The organism is Pseudomonas helleri (genome assembly GCF_009600315.1).
GTDB lineage: Bacteria > Pseudomonadota > Gammaproteobacteria > Pseudomonadales > Pseudomonadaceae > Aquipseudomonas > Aquipseudomonas helleri_A.
Genome location: NZ_WIWC01000003.1, coordinates 131321 through 156650 on the forward strand (window position 1 = coordinate 131321; position 25330 = coordinate 156650).

Consider the following 25330-nt stretch of genomic DNA (forward strand, 5'->3'; position numbering starts at 1 on the left):
CTTGCTAACCTGATAGGTGTTACATGGCAGGCGCAAAAGAGATTCGCAGTAAGATTGCGAGCATCAAAAGCACGCAAAAAATTACCAGCGCCATGGAAAAAGTGGCGGTCAGCAAAATGCGCAAGGCACAAATGCGCATGGCTGCTAGCCGTCCTTATGCGGAGCGCATCCGCCAGGTTATTGGGCATTTGGCCAACGCCAACCCGGAATACCGCCACCCCTTCATGATTGATCGCGCTGTAAAGCGTGCCGGTTATGTGGTTGTGAGCAGTGACCGTGGATTGTGCGGTGGTTTGAATACCAACCTGTTCAAGGCTTTGGTCAAGGACATGGCGGTAAACCGCGAAAACGGCGTCGAGATTGATCTGTGCGTGGTCGGCAGCAAAGGTGCGGCTTTTTTCCGTAACTTCGGCGGTAACGTCGTCGCTGCAATCAGCCATCTGGGTGAAGAACCGTCAATCAATGACTTGATCGGCAGCGTTAAGGTGATGCTGGATGCATACCTGGAAGGCCGTATTGATCGCCTGTCCGTGGTATCCAACAAGTTCATCAACACCATGACGCAACAGCCGACTGTGGAGCAATTGATTCCACTGGTGGCGACCCCGGATCAAGAACTCAAGCACCACTGGGACTACCTCTACGAACCAGATGCCAAAGAGCTGCTAGACGGCTTGATGGTGCGCTACGTGGAGTCGCAGGTGTACCAGGCGGTGGTCGAGAACAGTGCAGCTGAACAAGCTGCGCGGATGATCGCAATGAAGAACGCCACTGATAACGCCGGTGATTTGATCAGCGATTTGCAGCTGATCTACAACAAGGCGCGTCAGGCTGCGATCACCCAAGAGATCTCGGAAATCGTCGGCGGCGCTGCCGCGGTTTAACGGTTCAAATATTCAGAGGATCCAGCTATGAGTAGCGGACGTATCGTTCAAATCATCGGCGCCGTGATCGACGTGGAATTTCCACGCGAAAACGTACCGAGCATCTACAACGCGCTGAAAGTACAAAGCGCGGCCGGAACCACTCTGGAAGTTCAGCAGCAGCTGGGCGACGGCGTGGTTCGTACCATTGCGATGGGTTCCACCGAGGGCTTGAAGCGCGGTCTGGAAGTCACCGACACTGGCGCAGCCATCTCCGTACCAGTAGGTAAAGCTACCCTGGGCCGGATCATGGACGTTCTGGGCAACCCGATCGACGAAGCTGGCCCGATTGAAACCGAAGAGCGTTGGGGCATTCACCGTCCTGCACCGTCCTTCGCTGAACAAGCGGGCGGCAACGACCTTCTGGAAACTGGCATCAAGGTTATCGACCTGATCTGCCCGTTTGCAAAAGGCGGTAAGGTTGGTCTGTTCGGTGGTGCCGGTGTAGGCAAAACCGTAAACATGATGGAACTGATCCGTAACATCGCCATGGAACACAGCGGTTACTCTGTGTTTGCTGGTGTGGGCGAGCGTACCCGTGAGGGTAACGACTTCTACCACGAGATGAAGGATTCCAGCGTACTGGACAAAGTGGCACTGGTTTACGGTCAGATGAACGAGCCGCCGGGTAACCGTCTGCGCGTTGCACTGACTGGTCTGACCATGGCCGAGAAGTTCCGTGACGAAGGTAACGACGTACTGTTGTTCGTTGACAACATCTACCGTTACACCTTGGCCGGTACTGAAGTATCCGCACTGCTGGGCCGTATGCCTTCTGCAGTAGGTTACCAGCCGACTTTGGCTGAAGAGATGGGTACTCTGCAAGAGCGCATCACTTCCACCAAAAACGGTTCGATCACTTCGATCCAAGCGGTATACGTACCTGCGGATGACTTGACTGACCCGTCGCCTGCGACCACGTTTGCCCACTTGGACGCTACTGTCGTTCTGTCCCGTGACATCGCTTCCCTGGGTATCTACCCAGCAGTAGATCCACTGGATTCGACTTCGCGTCAGCTGGACCCGAACGTTATCGGCCAGGAACACTACGACACCGCTCGCGGCGTTCAGTACGTGTTGCAGCGTTACAAAGAACTGAAGGACATCATTGCGATCCTGGGTATGGACGAGCTGTCGGAAACCGACAAGCAGTTGGTATCCCGCGCTCGTAAGATCCAGCGTTTCTTGTCTCAGCCGTTCTTCGTGGCTGAAGTCTTCACTGGCGCTTCGGGTAAATACGTTTCCCTGAAAGACACCATTGCTGGCTTCAAAGGCATCCTCAACGGTGACTACGACCACCTGCCAGAACAAGCGTTCTACATGGTCGGCGGCATCGAAGAAGCGATCGAGAAAGCCAAGAAACTGTAATTCGAGCGCCCGGCAACGGGCGCTAATCAGGTTGAGGCAATCAGATGGCTAATATGATGACAGTCCATTGCGATATCGTCAGCGCGGAAGGAGAAATCTTCTCCGGTCTGGTTGAGATGGTGATTGCACACGGCAGCCTGGGCGATCTTGGTATCGCTCTGGGTCACGCTCCGCTGATCACTGAACTCAAGCCAGGTCCGATTCGCCTGATCAAACAGGGTGGGGAAGACGAGGTGTTTTACATCTCGGGTGGTTACCTCGAGGTTCAGCCGAACATGGTCAAGGTTCTTGCCGACACCGTGCAACGCGCCGCCGACCTGGATGAAGCCTCCGCTCAAGAAGCCGTTAAGGCTGCTGAGAAGGCGCTGAATGAAAAAGGCGCAGACTTCGATTACGGAGCTGCTGCTGCACGACTGGCCGAGGCCGCAGCTCAGCTGCGCACCGTCCAGCAGATCCGCAAGAAGTTTGGCGGCTAAGCCTCCTGCTTATTGCGTGATTGATTAAAAAGGGTAGCCTCGGCTACCCTTTTTCTTTTTCCGCGAATTACTTTTGGTCGCAGCCGCTGACCACCCAGGATTGGTAGCCAGTTATGTCTCTCGATATCGTTATTCTTGCTGCAGGCCAAGGCACTCGTATGCGCTCGGCTTTGCCTAAAGTGCTGCACCCCGTAGCCGGCAATTCTATGCTCGGCCATGTTATCCACAGCGCACGACAACTCAAGCCGACCGGCATTCATGTGGTGATTGGTCATGGTGCTGAGCTGGTTCGTGAGCGTCTGGCGGCTGACGACCTGAACTTCGTTTTGCAAGATAAGCAATTGGGTACCGGCCACGCCGTGGCACAGGCACTGCCGTTTCTAACGGCCGACAATGTGCTGATTCTGTACGGCGATGTTCCGCTGATCGAAGTTGAAACCTTGCAACGCCTGCTCAAGCAAGCAGGGCCTGAGCAATTGGGACTGCTGACTGTCAATTTGGCCGATCCGACCGGTTATGGCCGGATCGTGCGCGATGAGCAGAACAGGGTATGCGCGATCGTTGAACATAAAGATGCCACTGAAGAGCAGCGTGCCATTACCGAAGGCAATACTGGCATTTTGGCCTTACCTGCCAAACGTCTGGACGACTGGATGAGTCGCCTGTCGAACAACAATGCCCAAGGTGAGTATTACCTGACTGACGTGATCGCGATGGCGGTTGACGATGGCTTGGTGGTAGCCACTGAACATGCTTTGGACCCGATGGAAGTGCAGGGCGCTAATGACCGTAAACAGCTCAGTGAGCTGGAGCGTCATTACCAACTGCGCGAAAGTCGTCGGTTGATGGCATTGGGTGTGACCCTGCGTGACCCCGCAAGGTTTGATGTGCGTGGCGAGGTAACGGTAGGTCGTGATGTGCTCATCGATATCAATGTGATTCTTGAAGGACGCGTGGTCATTGAAGACAACGTGGTCATTGGTCCGAACTGTGTGATCAAAGACAGTATTTTGCGTAAAGGCGTGGTGGTCAAAGCCAACAGTCACCTTGACGGTGCGGTGATGGGTGAGGGCAGTGATGCCGGACCGTTTGCACGTTTGCGTCCGGGCAGCGTACTCGACGCCCGGGCCCATGTGGGTAACTTTGTCGAGTTGAAAAATGCCCACCTGGGTGAAGATGCCAAATGTGGGCATCTCACGTATTTAGGTGATGCCGAAGTCGGACCACGCACTAATATCGGCGCGGGTACCATCACGTGTAACTACGATGGCGCCAACAAATGGAAGACCGTGCTTGGGGCTGATGTATTTATCGGTTCCAACAACTCACTGGTCGCGCCTGTGGATATCTCCAACGGTGCAACCACCGCGGCCGGCTCAACTATCAACCAGAATGTAGCCCCGGAACAATTGGCGGTGGGTCGCGCGCGTCAGCGCAATATTGATGGCTGGAAGCGTCCGGTCAAACAACCTAAAACCTGATCAGTGCAGGAGCGGGCTTGCTCGCTCCTGAGCTCAAGTTATCCACAACTGCATTACATCTCAGAAAAAACAAGTCATCGTATAACTGTTATATATCAATAAGTTAGCTTAATTTCTATCTGCGCTCTGTGGATAAATCGTGATTGCTCACGCGCCAATGGTAAATTCAGGCCCTGTTCACAGGGAAAATTTGAGTTACCCACAGTTAATGCCCTGCAACAAATTCTTGACGAGTCAGCCGAGATGAGGTCTCATTGCTTTCGTTATCTTTCGAAACGAAACTTAGGCTGGTTATGTCTAAACGCAATACTCCACAGCGCAGGCATAACATCCTGGCCATGCTCGCAGAGCAGGGCGAAGTCAGTGTGGATGAGCTGGCCAAGCGCTTTGAAACCTCTGAAGTTACGATTCGCAAGGACTTGGCTGCCCTCGAAAGTAATGGGCTGCTTTTGCGTCGCTTTGGTGGTGCAATCACCCTGCCGCAAGAATTAGTGAGCGATTCGCCTCAACCGATTTCTTTCTATAAGCAAGCCATTGCCCGCGCAGCCGTAGGGCTGATTAAAGAGCATGCTCGCATCATCATCGACAGCGGCAGCACCACGGCTTCGATGATCCCCCAACTGGGCCGTCAACCCGGTTTGGTCGTGATGACCAATTCCTTGCACGTTGCCAGCGCTCTCAGCGAACTGGAGCATGAACCCGTACTGTTGATGACGGGTGGCACTTGGGATCCACACTCCGAGTCTTTTCAGGGCCAAGTCGCAGAACAGGTGTTGCGCTCCTACGACTTCGATCAATTATTCATCGGTGCCGATGGCATTGACCTACAACGCGGTACGACAACCTTTAATGAGTTGTTGGGTCTGAGCCGGGTCATGGCGGAAGTCGCACGTGAAGTGATTGTGATGGTTGAGTCGGACAAGATTGGTCGAAAAATACCCAACCTGGAACTGCCCTGGAGCAGCTTCCATACCCTTATTACTGATGATCGTCTGCCGCCAGAGGCACGCGAACAAATTCAGGCCCGGGGCATAACTGTGTTATGTGCCGCCCTAAGCTAGGAGAACTTTATGTGTGGCATCGTTGGCGCAGTCGCTGAACGCAATATCACGGCCATTCTGCTTGAAGGCCTGAAACGTCTCGAATACCGCGGCTATGACAGCGCCGGTGTTGCTGTATTTTCAAATAACGGCACGCTTGAGCGTGTACGCCGTAACGGTAAAGTGGCCGAGCTGGAACAAGCGTTAGCAGGCGAACCGTTGGTAGGCCGTTTGGGAATCGCTCACACCCGCTGGGCGACCCACGGTGCGCCGTGTGAGAGAAATGCCCACCCGCACTTTTCGGGTTCCGATCTGGCAGTTGTCCACAACGGCATTATCGAAAATCATGAAGCCTTGCGCGAGCAGCTTAAAGGCTTGGGCTATGTGTTTACTTCAGACACTGATACCGAAGTGATTGCGCACTTGCTGCAGCACAAGCTCAAAGAGCAAAGCGATTTGACCGCGGCGTTAAAATCGACGGTCAAAGAATTGCACGGCGCTTATGGGTTGGCCGTGATCAGTGCCAAGCAACCTGACCGTCTGGTGGCTGCACGCAGTGGTAGCCCGCTGGTGATTGGACTGGGGTTGGGCGAGAACTTCCTGGCCTCCGATCAATTGGCCCTGCGACAGGTCACTGATCGCTTCATGTATCTGGAAGAGGGCGATATTGCTGAAATTCGCCGTGACAGTGTTCACATCTGGGATGTTAACGGGCAGACCGTAGAGCGTGAAACCGTGCAGTACCGCGATGGTGCCGAAGCCGCCGACAAAGGCGAATACCGTCACTACATGCTTAAAGAAATTCACGAGCAGCCTGCTGTAGTCCAACGTACGCTTGAAAACCGTCTGGGTCACGACCACGTATTGGTTCAGGCATTTGGCCCACAAGCGGCCGAACTGTTTGCCAAAGTGCGTAATGTACAAATCGTTGCCTGCGGTACCAGTTATCACGCGGGTATGGTTGCCCGTTATTGGCTGGAAAGCTTGGCCGGTATTCCCTGCCAGGTTGAAGTGGCCAGTGAGTTCCGCTACCGAAAAGTGGTAGTTCAGCCGGACACGCTGTTCGTTTCTATCTCGCAATCGGGCGAAACCGCCGACACCCTGGCCGCACTGCGTAACGCCAAAGAATTGGGTTTCCTGGGCAGCCTGGCCATCTGTAACGTTGGCATTAGCTCATTGGTGCGTGAGTCCGATCTGACGCTGCTGACCCAAGCCGGTCGTGAAATTGGCGTGGCGTCGACCAAAGCGTTCACCACACAGTTGGTAGGTTTACTGCTGCTGACCTTGTCCTTGGGTCAAGTTCGCGGCACGTTGGAAGCCGGTGTTGAAGCGCAATTGGTTGAAGAGTTGCGTCGCCTGCCAACACGTCTGGGTGAAGCCTTGGCAATGGATACCACCATCGAAAAAGTGGCTGAATTGTTTGCCGATAAACACCACACGCTGTTCCTGGGCCGCGGTGCTCAGTTTCCAGTGGCAATGGAAGGCGCTCTCAAGCTCAAAGAAATTTCGTACATTCACGCTGAAGCCTATCCGGCAGGCGAGTTGAAGCACGGCCCTCTGGCGCTTGTGGATAACGACATGCCAGTGGTAACTGTGGCACCGAACAATGAGTTGTTGGAAAAATTAAAGTCCAACCTTCAAGAAGTTCGTGCTCGTGGTGGGGAGTTGGTCGTGTTCGCCGATGAGCAAGCGAACATGAGCGATGGCGAAGGTACTCACGTGATCAATATGCCGCACATCAACGATGTGCTGGCGCCGATCCTCTATACCATTCCGCTGCAATTGTTGTCCTACTACGTCGCTGTGCTTAAAGGTACAGACGTTGATCAGCCTCGTAACTTGGCTAAGTCAGTGACGGTGGAATAAAATCTTTCGCTAAAAAATAAAACTGTTCCTACGGAATAAAGTCTGTCGGATCGAGCCCAGCAATTCCAAGGACTAGTCAGCGGGCTAATTAGAAATAAAGTCTGTCGCTGAGCCAGTTTTTGAGGTTTTGAAGCCCGACCTACTAAATAAAGTCTGTCGAGAACATGCAAGTTATTGATTAAACATAGTTTTAAAAAAAAACCAACAAATGCGTCGCGCGCGAGCACAATGACGCTATGACGGCCGAGAATGCCTCACGTAATCGAGTGCCTGATGGAGAGTCTAACCAATAAGCCATCCGACTACTCTTTTTGGCCGATGTGAACAGCTACTCTCAACTAGAACCTTAAGCTTTCGGGCATATCGATGTCGTCTCGACACTCAGCTCAATGTAGTGTCCGTTCTCAACCATCCGCGGTAAATGTCAGGTTCGTCTTTTGACGCTCGTATTTTTCTGACTGTACGATACTAATCTGAAAGCAAGCGAGCTAGATCAAGGAAGAAGTCGTGAGCTACATAATTGCGCTAGTGAAATTTTTGGATTCAGATCAGCCATTTCCAGTGGAATGCTTCCGAACGGACTTGGCGGCTCATGACCAAATCGTCGTCCGGCTCGGGAACGGTCAATTGAGATATGCCCTTGTTGTAGCAATCAAGTACCTCAACTGGGACTGCAAAGGCAGGATTGAATGCAAAGCCTCTGAGTCAAGTGAAAACCATCTTGGTGATATCGTGCTGCCCTATGGAAGCCCAATAAACATGGGGATCACTACCCACGCTGCATTCGTTTTCGCGGCAAAAGGCTTGGGGTGGATACCCTTGAAACCTTCCCAGCGTACATATCGGAACGTTTTAGGAAGTACCAATGAGACAAGTACGGCATACGTATTCGTCAGGCGTAATGGCATAGATATCAAAATCAGTGAAAAGGTTTCCAAGGAATTGCTGAAGCCGTACAGCCTGTGCCAATGCTCGTTGTCCGATGGCATAACAGTTCGCCACAGCTTGTCGCATACCAGCTTTAATCTCTTTGAGGGCATATTGCGTTTTTGCAGAAGCTTTGCTGCGAATGGGCGAGACCTTGAGCGGTATTTCGTTCCAGTTGGATCTTCGGATAAACGTACGGAAGAGTTGAAGGCGATGAGTGTCGCTAGAAAATCTCAGCACAGTGAGATGCAAGATATCTATGACGCCTGTTCCGATGGGGGAGGTGGGCCCGCTTACCTGGGCGATGGCATGTGGATCACCTCAACTGGGCGTATTGAAGACCAAGGGCGATAGCTCGACGTAGCGTTGCTGGAGTCGTATATACCGATCTACACTTTCTGCCGACTCCCGTCCAAACTATAAGGGCTGCATTGTCGATTCTGCCCGTCTCGCCAGCCAGTAATCTGTGCAGGGTAGTTCAGCTGGCTTCCATCGTTCATTCACTCCTTACCTATCTACTAGCGCAGTCGACTCATCAGCAACCGCTGCCTCGCTCGTGTACAACCTACATACAACCGATTGCGGAATACAGGCTGACCAAGGTCGTACTGGTCGATCATTGGCAACAGCACGACATCGAACTCCAGCCCCTTCACATGAAGCACCGACGTAAAGTGCACCAGGTACTTTTTCGACAGGTCGATCTGCTCCGATATGCTCATCTTGCGGAAGCTGCCCTCCAGCTCCTGCGCACATAAAGCATGCAGGGACCGGGCGGTTTCCTGATCAGGCACCACCACAGCAACCGAATGATTTTCAGGGATAGCGGCGATCTCCTCGCACAGATACCTGAACTCTTCTTCACGCCGGGTAAAGCCACGCAGCGTGTAAGCGCCTTGCTCGCCGACCTGATCATGCAAAAGGGCAGCGTCCAACTGCTGTGCATCCGTCTCGGCTCCACGCGCGAACAACTGCCGCAGCACCGTACTTAGCGCGGCTAGATCCGGCCGCCCTTTCTGTCGCAGGTTCTCATCCAACGCCACAAACTCTGGGCGTTTGCCAATCGGGAAGCAATCCGCGATGTGGACTTCCTCGTTGTGCAGCAACTGCTGCGAGCGGTCTCCTACCACCGTGATCGCGCTGTAACTCGGATCAGCCTGGGAGGTCATCAAGTAGATCTGCTGCTCGCTGAAGTCCTGCACTTCATCGACAAACACGCTCTGATAGAAAGCGGCCTCGTGCAGGCTAGCAGGGAGCTTGGCTGTTACTCCGGCACTCAGGTCGTGAGCTAGGCACAGCAGCAAGTCGATATCCGAATCGCACAGGCGTTGCTCTTCAAGACGCTCCAGTACCTGCCATGCAATGGCCGCATCAGGGAAGCTATCGGCGTATTCATACAGCGCCTTTGCATACAGCCCCGCGAAGTTCTTCAGCGGTTTGGCTAGATAATCCAACGCCAATTGCTGGAATATCTTAAGCACCGAAGTGCGAGCCTGTTCGCCCGCGCCAGGCAACACCTGACTACCGATGCCAGTGCTGACCTTCAACCACTTCAGCACCTCCCCGTCCAGGTAGAGCAGGGACTTGGGCGTACCAAGCGCAATGAACAGCTCATTGACTGGCATGAATTTGGTCTCATACCCGTCATCACTCACTAACGATGGCAGTAGAACGCGGACGCTTTTGCCCGTGAGTGAGGCCTGTACCGCATCATTGAAGGACAAGGGCTGATTATCCGTCGAGAGGTACTGATAACGACTGCTCGACACGCAGGGCAATGCCTCGGTCCCCTTAGCAACACCCGCCCTGTACAGCACCAAAACCTGATTAGGTTGCTGGAACAAATCGACGGGTAACTTTGCCAGCCTTTGCGCCAGCTCCGGAATGCCTTCTCCATAGGCCATGTGCCCCCCCAGATGAATACTCAGAGTTGCCGGGCCGAGAATGCGCTGAGCCAGCGCCTGAATCCTCTCCAACAATCTGGCCGCCAACCGATACAAAGCTCGCTCCGCAGCCGAAGGCGAGAGCAGCTCTTGCACCAGTTCATCAACGCTGGCTGCAAGCGCATGCCGGGCAGCGGCAAACTGGCTGCGCTGCTGCGCAGTAAACCGTTGCAGCTGCTCAGTTGGAACCTCAACCAACAGCTTCTGCAAGTCGACAGCAATCACCCGCGCCAGCGCAAGCCGGGAGGCATTGAGCCAAGCCAGCGTGGTGGTCATAGAATGCCCCTCGTCGCTGCTGTGTTTGAAGCGCTTGCCAGAACCGCCCGAAGACTCCAGATGGCGATAGCTGCGCAGCTTGGAGCGCAACTCGTGATACTCAAGCACCTGCAAACCGGACATACCTAGACGGCTGCAGGTTTGCTTGAGGTACTGGATCAGCTCGGCAGTGCGCACAAAGCCGACGCTGCCGTCCTGGGAGAACTTGCCGGCAAACTCGCCTTCCCAGTAGTCGAAGTCGTCGCCGAGAATGGACCGGAATGTCTCACGATCCGTAACTTCATTCGAGTTGAAGTCACAGAGCATCTTGGTCCGCCCGAGCGCAGCCGAGGTCTTGCCTGAGCCCGCAACGCCCTCGACCCACATCGGCCCAACCGGCTCCCGGGAAATGATCTTGTCCTGATTCGGGGTTCGATTCAGAAAAAAGTGCTCATCCAGGCTCATCTGCTCAACTAGCTCGCCAACAACTTCATCGTCCACATCATCAAGATCGGCAATCGCCAGTGCCGAATCTTCTTCCACGTCATCATCGAGAATCTGCAACCGCGGTGCAGCAGGCACGGACGGTGTCAGCTTTACCGGCTCGCCCGCTGGCTGCCTGTCTTCTGGTGGGTGCGTAACAACAAGAACCTCTGTCACCGATGTGTTTGGCAGCCCGGCTTCGTTAGTTATTCGCTTCGCAGGTTCGAGCAGCTCCTTGGTAATGGGCGGCACAACAGCGACAGGCTTCTCCACACTCTTGGACTTTGCAGGCTTTTTACTCGGCACAGTGGTTTGCTTGCCGGCAATTTGCTGGCCTGCTGGATTAGCCGTTGTCAAAAAGGCTCGCAGATCCATGACCTTTCCCTGGCCGTTAGCATTCTCAACGCCCACCGCCAGAAAGTTGCGTGCATGACGCTCTAGTTCTTCCAGATCATGGCGACGAAACTGGCGGGCCTCAATGACCCGGTAATCACCCCAGGCTTTGGAAAAGCTCTCAAAACCGACTCCTGCCACAGCGCAAAGACGGCCCACTGGTGAGTGGGGAGTGGCATAGCCCGAGCTGGCTTTGGGGTACACCAGCGAGTCCATACCCAGCCGGAATGTAGCAACCCCCTCGTTCTCACGCTCGATAACCAGCGCCTTGCCGTAGGCGTTGCGCTTAAGATTCCGGTAAGCCAAATCGCCCGCACGGATCATCTGCTCGGCGTAATCAATAATCCCCTCAAGGACATCCAGCTCTTCACGGGCAACCTTGCGCAGGGATGCTTCACTAAGCGGTTTTGCCATACCTGTCACTTTTTATCCTTAACAGAAAACGTTCACGCGCCGAGGTAATCATCTTCCCAATCCGAATTGAGGAAGGGTGTGCGGTATTCGAACACAGCTTCTCAGGGCAGCAGTTTGCAGCACTCAGGGTCCATGTCTAGATGTTTGAAATACCATTCGACAGTACGTGTATTGGACGTGAACCAATGTCATTGGTGGCCGCTTCCGTCATCGCGGCCTGCTTTGGGTCCCACTCGCGCAGCGAAGTGAACCATTCCGGCGTGTGCGGACGAAGCAGCGTGCGAGGCTCCGGCTCAAGCAACCCCTACGCTCAGGCCGAGTAGTTGCCGCCCTAATGCGACAAGCATGTAGCGGTGTCAAAAGCTCGTACAGCTCTATCTTCAGAGCGAAATATTGGCGCGGATGCAATGCGTTCACGGTCACGTAGCCCGCATGGTTCAGGACAAAACGGTTTTGCCCTAACTTCTTACTTGCCAGCAGCTCTTCACAGTATCTCTGCTTGTGCTCCGCCGAGCTTTCGGCCACCTCCATGAAGGCGACGTGATACTGCCAAGAATTCCTTTCAATCAGCGATCTTGCATTGGTAAAAATCTGAGTCGCTGATAGCAAGATTCCGCTGGGGATGGAGCGTGTACCGGATGGCTTCCAGGATTGTGGATTTTGAGGAGTCGCCCTTGCCTATAAGGCAAAAAATGTCGGCTGTTGGTACGTTCCAATCAAGCGCTTTCATCCCTCGAAAGTTCTTGATCACGATCTTTCTGATGTTCACCGACAGGTATCCTCTGAACGTCATCTATGAGTAAGGCGAAATCCGTTTGTAGCGCCTCACCTAGCTCGCAAGGAACGCAGCGGGAGTGGCCATTCGCCTTACCCATCATAGATACATCCAGCGAGCCGGGGAACTGGCCGTACGAATCCGTAGGAGATCGCACTATCCCGCAGGTTTAGAGATACAGACTGGAGAGGAATCACATCGAATGTTGATCACCCTCAATTCTGCAATCGAACAGCAGTCATCTTAGCCCTTTGCTGCTCCTTGACCACTGCCTGCTGATCTATTCGCGTCTGGATTTGGGTATAGAGCTGAGCCCGCTCGTTGTCGCGGTCGGCCACCGTAACTACCAGCGAATACTGTTCCTTTTCTGCAGCCGTGGGATTCCAGTCACGATCCTGCCTGACTACGACCACAAACCACTTCTCGCCGGGTTTCCCTTGTTTGAACGTCCAACGAGAAGACTGAACCGTGCCATGGTTTCTCATTTGAGCGGGAATATCGCGATTTGTGTCCCTGGCCTCTTTGAGTACCTCCGTTTTCTTTTTCATCTCCTGGCTAAAGTGTTTCTGTACCTCCTCCAACGAGTTACCCGTGACCAAGCGGTAATAAATTTGGGTAGCCAGATATTCAATCCGGGTAGTCCGGACTACTGGCGAGTAAGCCAGTGTTATTGAAAGCTCTCGGACCCCTCGAGCGGAGCGCAAATAGTCCTCCGGCAACGGCAGTTCGAAGAACTGGCATCCGTCGTTCTCGATGGTTTCCTCTGACATCAACACCACGACGTTATCGGAAGACCTGAAAAGATCAGCCTCACTCACCACACCATAGCCGGCCACATCCCTTTCTACGTCACGGTTCCAGGTGGCCTTCGCCTTCTTGTAGCTCTTTCGAAACTCCTTCGAAAACGTCGAGGTGACCGTATCCGGCAGATAAGCCTGATTGACCAGCATTGCGCGAAGCATGTTCGCAGACGCCGTTGGGTAAGCGTTCAGCAGGCGCCCGGCTAGGTGAGTGATGTACGGCGCCGCCAAGCTGGTCCCGCTTACTTCCTTAAAAACCGTATTTCCCCTCCACTGGTGGTTGAGCGTTAACACGCCCAAACCTCGCATGTGTGGTGCCCATTGTGCGTTTGCTTGCCTCATAGGGCTGGCGAGATTGCCGCCGGGCGCAACGAGCTCGGGCTTGATCGCCCCTTTTACCGAAGGGCCGTGCCGAGTGAAAGGAGATGGTTGGTTTTCCGATGCAGGTGAAAGGTGGTAAATCTCCGGATACTTCTGGCTATCAATCGTAGAGTTGTGTCGGGAGATGCTCCCCACCGTCAACACCATCATTGCAGGTGCGGGGTCGATGATGGCGCTCTGGGCAGCGATTAGGTACTCCGGGTACTCGTCGCGCCAACTGTTGGTTGGGACTGGTGGGCTTTCGGAGCCACAGAAATTGCCCGTAGAGACTACGAACAAGATGTTGTACCGCCGGGAAAGGACATCCAGGATATAAGCTAGCCCTCTGACATGCGTACCATCGTAGGGAGCATTATTGTTGCCCAGCGAGAGGTTGAAGATCCGGCATCCGAGCTCGACGAAATGCTCTACAGCCTTCGTCAGCGATACCTCGAGTGTGAGTTCGTCGTAGACCGCATTACCTGTATGCGGACATTTCTTCATCACTTTTCCATTGAAGAGCCAGAACTCCGGCTTCCAGAAATTCGAGTTGTTACAACCCTCCACGTCGCCATACAGAGCAACGCCGGCCACAGCGGTTCCGTGACCTGCTTCATCTGCATCCCCCTCTTCATCGACAAACGAGGCGCTCTCAGCCATTGCAGGCTTCAGGAGGGGATGATTCCCGTTAATGCCGCTGTCTAGAATACAAACGCGGGCTGCGTCATTAGGTGGTGGCGGGATGTTGAGAGGCAACTCATTGATGTCTTGGTTCAACTGTTGAATGCTAATGCCAGTGGCTGGGATGAGGTCCACCATACGAACATCGCGCTGGTTAAGCAGCAACTGTGCTTGCTCGGGGGTGACCTCGACCCGATACATAAGCAGACTGTCCAGATTGATTCTGTCGAGCTTCTTGATGTGCTCGGCGGCTAGCCAGGTCTCGAAAGAGGTCGTGAGCTGAACACGACTTGGGTGATACGCAACCTGAATAGGCCACAGTTCGACATCGAGCTTGAAGGTGGGGGTGTCTGGCAACCCTATATTCTTAAGGGCCCAACTCTTCCGATCTTCTGCGGACCAGGCATCTACACCTGCAATAGCCTCGAGAATCTGGCGATGGGTCAAGTTGGCGTCCATGACACCCAGCTTTTGCAGATGGGCGGTAAATTTTGCCAAACCCTCTTCACTCGCGAACACTACGCAGAGTTGCTTGCCTTCTTGGCTGATAAACTCCAACCCATGCGTATTCAGGTTGGCGAAGGTCAATGCGCCCTCGTACTCCAGCTTTAGAACGTAGGGGGATTTGTCTGAAGAGCCAATTTGCTTCTTGGCCAGGCCCTCAGCTGTGGCGAAGTAACCGTTGAGCTTTTGACCGTGACCAAGCCGATCTTCGCGGGTAACGAAGTGAGGGGGGCTTTTGGTCCGACGCGAGTTATCCAGAACTTCACGTGTGATGCTCAGATGCTTGTAGGTTGCCACTGCTTCTTCCTTGAAAATTTATGTTTTAGGACTTTCTGAGGTCCTCCCGCACAAGGGCGCTTTTAAGCTCCTTGATGGTCAGAAACTCTTGCTCTCGCAGGATCATCCGTTTGGCGGCGCGGCGAATAACCCGCTCGATATCCGCGCCGCTCTTACCTTTAAACTCCTTCAATACTTCTTTGTCGTCAATCTCGAATTGACGACGGATTCCTCGCAGTTTCAGCAACAAGATTTCCTTCAACTGCTTTTCATCAGGAAGCGGAAACTCGATCGACTCATCGAATCGACGCCAAATGGCAGAGTCTAAAATCTTCTCATGGTTGGTAGCCGCTAGGATCAAACTAAGACCTTCGTATGAGTCCATCATCTGAAGGACCGCGTTCACAACACGTCTCAGTTCGCCATGGTCGCCACTATCACCACGTTCCTTACCGATGGCATCGAACTCATCGAAGAGAACAACGAACGGATGTTGGGCAATAAAATCGAAGACCTTGCGCAGGTTCGCGGCCGTTTCGCCCAGGAAAGAGGACATCAATGCATCTAAGCGTACGATAGCTAAAGGCCGATCAAGCTCGAAGGCTACGACCTCTGCGGCCAGCGTTTTTCCGCAGCCGGGTGGGCCGAAGAAGATCACCTTGCCTGCGGGCTTCATGCCGTAGCTGCGCAACACATCAGCACGCCGGTTCTCCTCAAGGATCTCCTCCAGCGCATCGGAACTGCTGGGGGGAAGTATCACTTCATCAAGGGACCGCTTTGGTGTTCTTATATCAAGAAGTGGTAAACCACGCTCCTTGTCTACGGGAACGTCGTAGTGAACTCGCGGCGCATTATTGGATGCCTTGAGATTCAAATCACTGCCGTACAGGATCTGCTCCAGATCGTTAGCCAGAAGATGATGCTGCTTTTGCCGTTCTTCCTCGATAACCGCTTTAGAGGCAAGACGAAACGCATCTGCATCGCCAGCAGTACCTGCGCGGAACAGCTGACGTAGAATTTTTCCATTGGCCATAATCACCACCGTTCAAGTTATTGATTTATAAGACTTATGTAGATTTAGACAAACCCTGTCGCCCTACATTATTTCCAATAACTTGTCTCGCATTTTGATTTTCATAATCAGGCATTCCTTTCCCAATTAAACATCTCTATACACATGAAACTAACATCGGAGCAAGGAAGCTGGCATGGCGGCATAGACTATTGCACATTGTAGTGACCTCAAATCCCCACCCCCAAAATTCCGCCGAGCTGCAACCTGTTATCCCACCTCTCGACCGATTGCCAGAGCCATCCAAGATGGCAGTAGCGACCGCACCGAGGTCAGCGCCTTCCAATCGATGGGCGTCGGCTGTTTACGCAGCGCTTCCATCACTTCACCTATACGCTGCTCTCCTAGCCAAGCCAACGCTCGAATGACAGCACCGGCGGTCGTGGCACCCAGAGCTAGCATCCAGCGAGGGGCGTGCCTGATCTCCGCCGTCACTTCTCCCACTTGAAGCGTCCGAGTACGTCCGTTGGTGAGAAACACATGCCCATCCGGGACTTGCGCCGACAGGCCAAGCATCTCTGCGGAGCGCGCCCCATCAAGGACGATCTCTTCCTGATTCTTAGAAGCCAAGGCTCTGACAACCTTATCCACCGCTGGCGTTGCTTGCTTACCCTGATCCGTAATGGAGGCTAGATAGAGCCCACGGGCCGCACGGATGAGCCGCCCGCCTTTCGCCAATCGTGAAAGAGCCTGATCTACGGCGGCCCGGCTTCCTAGGTGCAAAAACTCCTTGGGACTCAGTAAGCCACCCTCAGGCAAAAGCCTGCTGTGTTCCAGGATCGATTCGGGAAGGGTCTTCATAGGCCTTAAGCAACTCTCACGACTTGTATGTCAGAAGTATGAAGCCACTTCTGACATTGGTCAAATAATGATCATGTCCAACCATGAGTCGGCTCAATGTATTTTGGGCCTACCTGCGGCTACACCCTTCTTCGGTATAAGCTTCAATTCCAGGTACAAATAGGAATGAGGTATATCTTGTCTTGGGAATAAATAGGGAACCAAGATGAATCTTTGCGAGTGTTTTAGGTGTATCACCTGCGGAACTGAAATCGACTGTCGGATTGGGCTGTCAAATCGTGACGTCCAACCCTTCCAGTTCGCCTGCCCCAACTGCGAGGAAAGAATTTCATTTGTGTTCGGGCAAGCTGACGCCGAGTTGCTGGGGGCTGAAAAGGTTGAGGGTTTTGAGGCACCATTCAAGGGCGATAAGCCTTTCGTAGACCTCCACCTAGATTTTCCTGTCTATGTTGGGGAATACAAGATGGGGATGTGTAGTGGTCTAATGAAACCGGACACCCTTTTAGGCGAGAATGCTCGCCAGATCGAGGTGTCAGATGACCAAACAACGCCGTACCTTTTCCGCTGAATTCAAACGCGAGGCTGCCGACCTCGTGCTCAAGCAAAACTACAGCTTCATCGAAGCCAGTCGTTCACTGAGTGTTGGTGAGTCGGCGCTGCGCCGCTGGGTCGACCAGCTTCAGCAAGAGCGCACCGGCGTCACGCCCCAGAGCAAGGCCCTGACACCAGAGCAGCAAAAAATCCAGGAGTTGGAAGCTCGGATTGCTCGCCTCGAGCGCGAGAAATCAATATTAAAAAAGGCTACCGCGCTCTTGATGTCGGAAGATCTCGAGCGTACGCGCTGATCAATCAGCTAAGCGTCCATGAGCCTGTTGACTGCTTGTGCGAGGCGTTTGAGGTCGCTCGTTCGGGGTACTACGCGCATCGTCTAAGGCGGCGAACACCAGATGTTGAGCGGCTCAGGCTGCGTAGCCGAGTGAGCGAGTTGTTCACCCAGGGCCGAAGTGCTCCCGGCAGTCGAAGCATCACGTTGATGATGCAAGAAGAAGGTGAGCAAATTGGACGGTTTAAGGTACGCAGGCTGATGCGTGAGCTGGAGTTGGTCAGCAAGCAGCCAGGATCACACGCCTATAAAAAGGCGACAGTCGAGCGGCCGGATATCCCAAATATATTGAACCGAGAATTTGATGTCGAAGCGCCCAACCAGGTCTGGTGCGGCGACATCACCTACATCTGGGCACAGGGGAAATGGCACTACCTTGCGGTTGTCATGGATCTTTACGCTCGCCGAGTGGTGGGCTGGGCGTTATCAGAAAAGCCGGATGCAGACTTGGTGATCAAGGCGTTGGATGTGGCTTACGAGCAGCGTGGCAAGCCGCAAGGCCTGCTATTTCACTCAGACCAGGGATCCCAATATGGCAGCCGCAACTTTCGCCAGCGGCTGTGGCGTTATCGCATGCGTCAGAGTATGAGCCGCCGAGGAAACTGCTGGGATAATGCGCCGATGGAGCGGGTTTTTCGCAGCTTGAAAACAGAGTGGATACCAACCACTGGCTACATGACCGGCCACCAGGCTCAGAGAGATATTAGCCAGTACCTGATGCATCACTACAACTGGATCCGACCTCATCAATTTAACGATGGATTGGCCCCAGCGAAAACGGAAGAAAAACTCAAAACCGTGTCCGGGATGAGTTGACCACTACAATGACTACGTTTCTTCGTGTGACTCGAGAGCTAGGTATGGGAGCGTACTCACATCTTAATCAGCGGCTACATATGCTGAATTACCTCCATCCGGTTCAACGAGATCTGTTCAGCCTCATTACCCAGTACAAAAGAGGTGATATTGATAGTTTCGAAAAGGTTTGCGCAAGAATTCCAGGAGTCAGTTTGACATCGAGAAAGAAGGAAGATGTGTTGGCAGCACTGTATTCTGCGACTTCAATCATGTCCTCGCCATTTACAATACATGAGCATAATGCTGAGATAAGCGATGTGGCTCCTAAAATCTATTATTGGCTACTTGATAATCACCGCGACAAAACCATTGAGTTCATCGACAGTATTTTGAGCAATAACTTCCTTAAGAATCTACACAATGACTGTCTGTCTCTATATCCAAGATTAGTTTCCATGGATCTCGCGTTTCGGCCTGCTTTCTTTTATGACTACGCTGATACAGAAGAGTTGGGTGACATTCCGGCCAGGATGTCTACTGCAGACTTTGAAACTTGCAATAACTTTTACAAAGATCTTGCTGAAGTATTCTCACGCCAGATAACACTGATTGCCGGTATCAACAACCTGTTAAAACGTGGTGACTGCAACCAGTTCGAATCGTCTTTGAAGCACACCAAAAAGGGCACTAGGCCGGGCCTGGATAGCCTTGATGCGTTTGCTAACGTCGACCTAGGTAATAAAATCGATTTCATAGACAACTCATTTTATTCAATAGACCGTGAAGCCATCGATAACAAACTTAGGAATGCGATCGCTCACTACAAGTATGACTACAAGGAGTCAAGTCAATGCATCACGTATTATCCGAGCAAGGAAGGCATGAGCCGGGAGAAGTACCATGAAACCCAATTCATGAGTTTCATTAGAAAGTCACTGCTTCTATTCAGGGAGGTTCACAATGTGAACCACATTATTAAGGCGACGCTTTTTTTATGTGTCTTGGTATTGAAAAAAGGCATATAAAAGGTAGGGCTTCTATCGCATTCCAGCCTAGAACATGCTCCCTATCATAGGGGGCAAGGTTGCAGGCCACCGTTTCGTGCTACGCCGGCGCTGTAAGACGGGGACTGGCTCCGCTCGAAACGATGAAAGTTGGCCACCGGAACTCACTACGGCACCTCCAATCAAGTGCAGCTTGGTTGGCCCCATTCGATTCCCATCAACTACTACCGGATACCCCGAAGCTATGCCTTATGCAGGAAGGTGTCGACATGTCCCGATGATGGTGAGAGATTTCGCTCCTCGGGTCATCGCGACGTACAAATCCTTCGCATCAAGCGAGTCGGCATCGAGGATGACGGCGTGATCATACTCAAGGCCTTTGACCAACAAAGTGGTTCCAATCAGCTTGCGATGGCTGATCGGCCGGCCCGAATGCCTCATCTCGCGCTGGTATAAATTGCCGGCCTCCACGAGTGTCGCAGCTTGGCCATCAACATAAATCTTGAGCACGTTGAAGAAACGATAGAGTAAATCACGGCGGTAGGCTGAGGTCTCAGGATTGTTCTTCAAGGCTTGGAAGAATGCCTTGAGATAGCTAATCGACGGGTCAGCCAAATAGTCATTCGCGGCTTGTAGCACCAGTGGGTACTTCGTGGTTCTGCGAAGGTTGGTAACCTCGCCCCGCTTGGTGCCCGCCGTCAGCGTTCGGGTTACACCAGTGAAGCACTTCGTTGCAAACTTCAAGGCAAATAAAAATCCAGCCTGAACGGTCTTTGCAGCCGCAAGCTTTTTGATGAATGAATGCAGATCCTTCCCTTCGATTTCCTCGATTGAGGAAAAACGGCCCGCCAAGCGGTTGGCCAAGCGGTGAGTTTTGTTCTTGGACTGCTGATCGCCGCCGTGGAGTGCAATGACGCTCTCATCATGGCTCAACAGGCCACAGAGCACCGTGAATTGTTTAGCTGCAAGATAGTCGGGCTGGGTATGGGCACGAATAACGCTCGGTGGCAGATTAGCAGACAGATCGATCTTCTGACCTAGTTCGATCTTTCGCCGCGCCTCTTTGAGCCACTCGCCAAGTGCCGGGCTCTTCGCATTGATCCACCGCCAAGGGACCTCCAGCTGTCCTAAGCAATCAAATTCGGGGTAGATGCTGGCTTCCCAATCAACGGGCTTGCCGTCGTCAAAATCGAATATGGCTTGTAGGGGGTCGCCCAAGAGTCGGCTTGGAAGAAATTCTGCCAACCTACAGATCAAGTCATGCTGCAAGTCCGAGCAGTCCTGGTACTCGTCGACGTAAAGTCCTATGTAGCTGGACGACACGGCCTTGCGAATGAACCTCTTCTCCAGCAAACGGGAGCAGCACTCGTACAATTTATTCCACTGTTTGCTGGTCGGTTTTTCAATTTTCCACCCTGATGCCTTCGGGTATGCCAGACAGAGTCGAAGTGCCCAGCTAGCGATCGTATCGACCTGGTACTGGGAAGCACGAACTCCCAAGTTAACCATTTTTGTTTTGATCGAGTTCACGCCGGCAAAAGTGTGCGTCAGGATAAGCTGCCGGCCACTGGACGCTCGCACCGCCATCGCGATGAGATGAGTTTTTCCAAACCCTGCAGGCGCGATAACATAGCCCTTGCTGGTACAGTCGTTGAGCTTGATTGCAAGGTCTTCAGACATGTTCCGCCCACTCCCATAGCCTTCCCAACTCTACGGCAAGATTTGTTTTTACGAACAAGGGATCATTGAAAGCTGCACTAACTGCCTTGAACCATAGGTCACCTCTAGTGGTGTCCTTGAACCACCCCGCGCTCTTTGCTGCAGCACCGATAGCAGTTCGTAGCTTGGGACCATCCGGCCAATTGCGGATATCTGGGTCCAAAACTTCCTGAAACTGCGAGCGCACTTGATCGTATACCGGGTAGAGGAGTTCGACTTGAGCAAGCGTTAAACTGGCGAGTACGTAAGCCCAGGGCAGATCCACAAAAGCCCGCTCCTCAAGCGAAAGTTTGTCGCTCCAAACACAGGTAGGAATTCCCATCGCCAAAAGCCCAGCAGCATCGGCGATTGAAAACTGTTTCTCGGCATCACCATCAGCTAGCACCGACACGTCATAACCAAGCTTTTTGAAGGCGATGGCTATGCCCTTCACATTGCTAGCCCCTTTGGCGTCCAACAGCGCCACACCGTGATAAGACAATGGGTCTTTCCCATCTTCGAGCTGGTGATCATCAAAGCCCCTTAGAAATCCCACCTCGGTAGCGCCCTCACATACGACGACCTTTTTGGCCAAGAACGCTTCAGCGCTTGAGCGAATTTTCCCCTGAACCTTATGCTCTTCGAGGCCCTTCTCGGCAGCAGAGACGATCGTCACCACCCCGCCCTTGCTATGGACAATATGAAGGTCCTGCACTGTGAGTTCGCGAAGCACCATGGGAGAATGAGTGGTCAGAAAATACTGCCCGCGCATATCCTCTTTGATGTGCTTGATGAGCCGTGTGATTCGGTGGGGTTCCAGACCGAACTCCAACTCATCGAACAAGGTGATATGGCCTTCCTCCAGACCTGCTTTCTGGATTCCACACTGAAGCATGCGGCGAGACCCTAGGCCTAACTGCCGTAACGGGATTTCTCCGTCATGCAGGGAAAGACCGCCGACTTTCAGGTTGATGGACGCCAAGTCGAGATGGGCCTTATAGGCATCAAGTACAGGAACACCTAGGAGTTTCGCTATCTCTTGCGATTTGGTCGCTGCCGTGTCGAAATTTGTCAGGGTGACAGCCCGGTCGATATCGAGCGAGCTTCTGGCGGTTCTCGACGCATTGGCCAATAGCTCGCTCAAGCTCTGCGCCGCTGTAAGCTTGGCAAGAGCAGTTCCGTTGGCCCAAGAAAGCTCTCGTTCGCTGAAGACGCCAATGAGGCCAACCCCCACCTTATTTCTATCTGCCTGTTTAAAGGGCACCCCGTCTGGGTTGCGATCGCACACCACTGCCCATTTCGGTTCCAAATCCTTCTCGACGGTTAGCCGGGCAGTCAATACGCTTTCCAGATGATCATCAGGCTCATCAAACAGCTTCTGAGCTGCAGCATCCCAGCCCCGAAGGTAAAGCCCATACTTATTGAGTGCCGAAAAGTCTGCTGCCAATGACCCAATCGTGATCTCAATGGTGATGGGATCAGCGATCTTGCACTGGTAGAAATCTGAGTCGCTGAGGGCTAGGTTCCATTGAGGATGAAATACGTATCGGATGGCTTCCAAGATAGTGGACTTAGAAGAGTCACCTTTCCCTATCAGGCAAAAAATGTCAGCTGCTGGCACGTTCCAATCAAGCGCTTTTACTCCGCGAAAGTTGTTGACCACGATCTTTCTGATTTTCACCGACCAGTATCCTTCTGAAGGTCATCTGTGAGTAATGACAAAATCCGCCGGCGGCGCACCGTTTAGTTCTCTAGAGCACGGTGGCAATAGCCATTCGCCTTCAACCATCATAGGTACATCTAGCAAAAAGCGAGATCTCATCAGAACGTTATTTATTAACGGAACCATCGCTCCCTGCGCACACCTAATTTCAAGCAAAAACTGTCGCCGTGAATGCCATCTGCCTTTCGCAGCCTTCCGTATTAATCAGGCGGACTTTTTCGCTTGCGTATGTTTGGAGTTGATTGCGTGGGTGGGCCATGGCCTCCAGCGAGCAATCCGGTAGGCTCTTCTAAAGTGGTATAGGCAGCAATTTCTAGATAGCGCCCGATTACTCCCGCTCGAGAAACCAGCTTTTCTCGGGCGTCGTTGATCATCCGCTCCTGAATCAGCCACTTGTCCGTTTTGATTTTTCGGCGCCCTTTCATTTCCCACCTCAGTGGCTAGAGTCCGCGAAAAAGCCATCCTTCGCTACGAGACCAATACTAACCTCACTGGTCTACTACGGCGTCGCAGCTTTATACGGTCTAGATTCGCTCACACCACAGAACCTCTAAAACATTGCTTAACGGCGATCCGCCTTACGGTCTTGGTCAACGGTCTTCACGAACCAGGAGGGGAGCTCTATTTCTTCTTGGTTATAAATATTCTCAGGTACGCTCTCCCAGAACTCTATTATGGCCTCCGAGAATTCCTGTATCTGGGCTTCTGTCACATGCAGATGGCTGTAGTTCAGCCATGCTATTTCCGTAGCATCTAGACCAAATCTAGGATTAACGGGGTCTATTAGGTATTTGGGGAAACTGCGCTTTAGCTCATCGAGCGATTTACCATCACCATGCTTGAAAACGTTTACGACACAGCGGCATTGATTTAACACAGCTAGGTAATCTGTATCCTGTATCGACCAGCCTAGGCTCGCCAATAGCTCCATGAGCTTCGGGAAGTCTGCACCCCATACAGCTGCTATCGTGCGGGGGCCGAGTCGCCAGCGGCGCAATTCATCCGTTATCCATTTTCGGAGGTTTTTTTCCCAGGCATGAAACATCCCCGCGACGACGCTAAGCCTTGTTTGTTCTCGCATCTCATCCAGTTGGCGGTAGAACTCGATAGCAACACCTTCAGCTTCTTCATAGATGGAGCCTTCATCGTCTCGGTCCGGGTCAAAAAACTTACCCCGGCGCTCAAGCCATTCCTCTGCTGCCTCGTCAGCATCAGCATTGATATTCTCGAACTGGCCCATGAGCCGCGTACGGGCTTCATTTACGTAGAAACGATGCTGCTGTATCAGAAATTCTCGGTGTGGATTCCACATCTGCATCAGCACTTCTGGTTTAGACATTTCTGTACCTAGCGGAAGTGGTTGAGGGGGCTATTCGCTTTGGGGGTAGCTAGGCATGCATGAATCCCGCATACACCTCAGATGCTGGAGGGCTTGCAGGGGGCGGAGGGGGCTCAACAGACAGCGCTTTCACCTGACCTTTGCTTTGTCGGCCTTGCGTTGTTCGCGTTTATGAGGCTCCGCAAATTCCTGCATCGGGTGCGTAACGAAATGCTGCCGGTAGATCTTTAACAGTCCTGGATCATTGCTGGCCAAGGCTTGGGCCGCAAACCAGCCAAGGGCATGACGAACTGCAAGTGAAGCCTTTTGTAGATGAAGACAAACGTAACCATCCGGCGAACTCACCTACCTGATCCCAGCCATGAGGACGATTCAGTAGGTGAGTTCGCCATCCTCTTACCGTCATACAGCCTTCACTCGCGGTGCACTGGTCGCGCAAGGGAAGGTTTTCTTTCTTTTAACACTGTTTTAAGCCACTAAAGGAAGGATTTCTTTTCCTTACGGCCAGATTAATTTTTGAATTGATGTAGTGGTCAACTAATCGTAAGCGTCCGACAATCGTATGCGTTTGGGTATCACTCCTTGCGTGATTGAATTGGCTGATTTATGCGGAAGCAACTAATCAATTCCACTCGCTCGCTGAGTAGGCAGACGTGTGCGGCTAACTGCATTTCACACCAACGCTCTCAGGGCATTACCAGGCTGCCGACACAGAGGGCCCGTGAAATAGGACGGTTGCTGCCGCACCAGTGGGTAGCTCCATCGCATTGATCTAATGGGCGTAACCTCATTAGATTTCCCATTTTTCCCTTGTCGTTGGCTAGATTTTCTTAACCGCGCCAAGATTTTCTTAAAATGTGCGCCGAACACTCAGAAAATATTAACCGAAAATGGCCGCGCAACCACACCTTGCCGCACTGCGCTTTCTGGACGACCTGGACTTTGAACGGTTTGGGATAAGAGCTACGTTGGCGCATGGAAATCCTAACGATAAGGGTGATCGCGTTCGCTTAAAAATACGCGGACACCATCGCCCTTAATGCTGGA

The 25330-nt window shown here is 52.7% G+C and carries 17 protein-coding genes; 9 read left to right on the forward strand and 8 right to left on the reverse strand.

Features of this window, described 5'->3' with window-relative positions:
- The first annotated feature begins 23 nt into the window (after positions 1-23).
- The 7 genes from atpG to GHN86_RS03180 all read left to right on the forward strand — a co-directional run bounded on the left by atpG (position 24) and on the right by GHN86_RS03180 (position 8435).
- Positions 24-884 carry a F0F1 ATP synthase subunit gamma gene (gene atpG / locus GHN86_RS03150; protein WP_122783512.1) on the forward strand — a complete coding sequence of 287 codons (861 nt, stop codon included), beginning with the start codon at positions 24-26 and terminating at the stop codon, positions 882-884.
- Between the two features lie 27 nt (positions 885-911).
- Complete coding sequence (gene atpD, locus GHN86_RS03155; protein WP_122783513.1) at positions 912-2291, forward strand: F0F1 ATP synthase subunit beta; 1380 nt, start codon at positions 912-914, stop codon at positions 2289-2291.
- Positions 2292-2347: 56 nt separating this feature from the next.
- Positions 2348-2767 (forward strand): F0F1 ATP synthase subunit epsilon, encoded by a 420-nt coding sequence (locus GHN86_RS03160; RefSeq protein WP_122783577.1) that lies wholly within the window; start codon positions 2348-2350, stop codon positions 2765-2767.
- Between the two features lie 113 nt (positions 2768-2880).
- Complete coding sequence (glmU, locus tag GHN86_RS03165) at positions 2881-4248, forward strand: bifunctional UDP-N-acetylglucosamine diphosphorylase/glucosamine-1-phosphate N-acetyltransferase GlmU (RefSeq protein WP_153377606.1); 1368 nt, start codon at positions 2881-2883, stop codon at positions 4246-4248.
- 293 nt (positions 4249-4541) lie between these two features.
- Positions 4542-5309 carry a DeoR/GlpR family DNA-binding transcription regulator gene (locus GHN86_RS03170; protein ID WP_153377607.1) on the forward strand — a complete coding sequence of 256 codons (768 nt, stop codon included), beginning with the start codon at positions 4542-4544 and terminating at the stop codon, positions 5307-5309.
- A 9-nt stretch (positions 5310-5318) separates the two neighbouring features.
- Positions 5319-7154, forward strand: a complete 1836-nt coding sequence (glmS, locus tag GHN86_RS03175) for a glutamine--fructose-6-phosphate transaminase (isomerizing) (protein WP_153377608.1) — start codon at positions 5319-5321, stop codon at positions 7152-7154.
- Positions 7155-7661: 507 nt separating this feature from the next.
- Positions 7662-8435 (forward strand): hypothetical protein, encoded by a 774-nt coding sequence (locus tag GHN86_RS03180; protein ID WP_169839990.1) that lies wholly within the window; start codon positions 7662-7664, stop codon positions 8433-8435.
- A 164-nt stretch (positions 8436-8599) separates the two neighbouring features.
- Here GHN86_RS03180 and GHN86_RS03185 read toward each other — a convergent pair whose 3' ends face one another.
- The 4 genes from GHN86_RS03185 to GHN86_RS03200 form a co-directional block, all read right to left on the reverse strand.
- Positions 8600-11569 (reverse strand): ATP-binding domain-containing protein, encoded by a 2970-nt coding sequence (locus GHN86_RS03185; protein WP_153386096.1) that lies wholly within the window; start codon positions 11567-11569, stop codon positions 8600-8602.
- Between the two features lie 990 nt (positions 11570-12559).
- Positions 12560-14986, reverse strand: a complete 2427-nt coding sequence (locus GHN86_RS03190) for a S8 family peptidase (RefSeq protein WP_323369951.1) — start codon at positions 14984-14986, stop codon at positions 12560-12562.
- A gap of 25 nt (positions 14987-15011) precedes the next feature.
- A complete protein-coding gene (locus GHN86_RS03195; protein ID WP_153386098.1) occupies positions 15012-15998 on the reverse strand; it encodes an AAA family ATPase in 987 nt (328 codons plus the stop codon).
- A gap of 249 nt (positions 15999-16247) precedes the next feature.
- Positions 16248-16838 (reverse strand): DUF6088 family protein, encoded by a 591-nt coding sequence (locus GHN86_RS03200; protein ID WP_153386100.1) that lies wholly within the window; start codon positions 16836-16838, stop codon positions 16248-16250.
- A gap of 536 nt (positions 16839-17374) precedes the next feature.
- Between GHN86_RS03200 and GHN86_RS03205 the strand changes: the two genes are divergently transcribed.
- Positions 17375-18537, forward strand: a protein-coding gene (locus GHN86_RS03205; RefSeq protein WP_095019831.1) for an IS3 family transposase whose coding sequence is annotated in 2 segments (ribosomal slippage) — positions 17375-17630 and positions 17630-18537 — 1164 coding nt in all. Because the reading frame shifts where the segments join, the coding sequence is not laid out codon by codon here.
- Between the two features lie 80 nt (positions 18538-18617).
- On the forward strand, positions 18618-19544 hold the full coding sequence (locus GHN86_RS03210) for a hypothetical protein (protein ID WP_228389594.1): 927 nt from the start codon (positions 18618-18620) through the stop codon (positions 19542-19544).
- A 228-nt stretch (positions 19545-19772) separates the two neighbouring features.
- On the opposite strand, the gene GHN86_RS03215 is transcribed toward GHN86_RS03210, so the two are convergent.
- The 4 genes from GHN86_RS03215 to GHN86_RS03230 form a co-directional block, all read right to left on the reverse strand.
- A complete protein-coding gene (locus tag GHN86_RS03215) occupies positions 19773-21203 on the reverse strand; it encodes a UvrD-helicase domain-containing protein (protein ID WP_153386104.1) in 1431 nt (476 codons plus the stop codon).
- A complete protein-coding gene (locus GHN86_RS23930) occupies positions 21196-22902 on the reverse strand; it encodes an ATP-dependent nuclease (RefSeq protein ID WP_323369952.1) in 1707 nt (568 codons plus the stop codon). Before GHN86_RS23930 ends, GHN86_RS03215 begins: the two co-directional genes overlap by 8 nt.
- 604 nt (positions 22903-23506) lie before the next feature.
- The gene (locus tag GHN86_RS03225) at positions 23507-24283 is read right to left on the reverse strand and encodes a hypothetical protein (protein WP_153386106.1); all 777 of its coding nucleotides are present in this window, start codon (positions 24281-24283) and stop codon (positions 23507-23509) included.
- Positions 24284-24412: 129 nt separating this feature from the next.
- Positions 24413-24628 carry a hypothetical protein gene (locus GHN86_RS03230; protein WP_153386108.1) on the reverse strand — a complete coding sequence of 72 codons (216 nt, stop codon included), beginning with the start codon at positions 24626-24628 and terminating at the stop codon, positions 24413-24415.
- Positions 24629-25330: the final 702 nt, after the last annotated feature.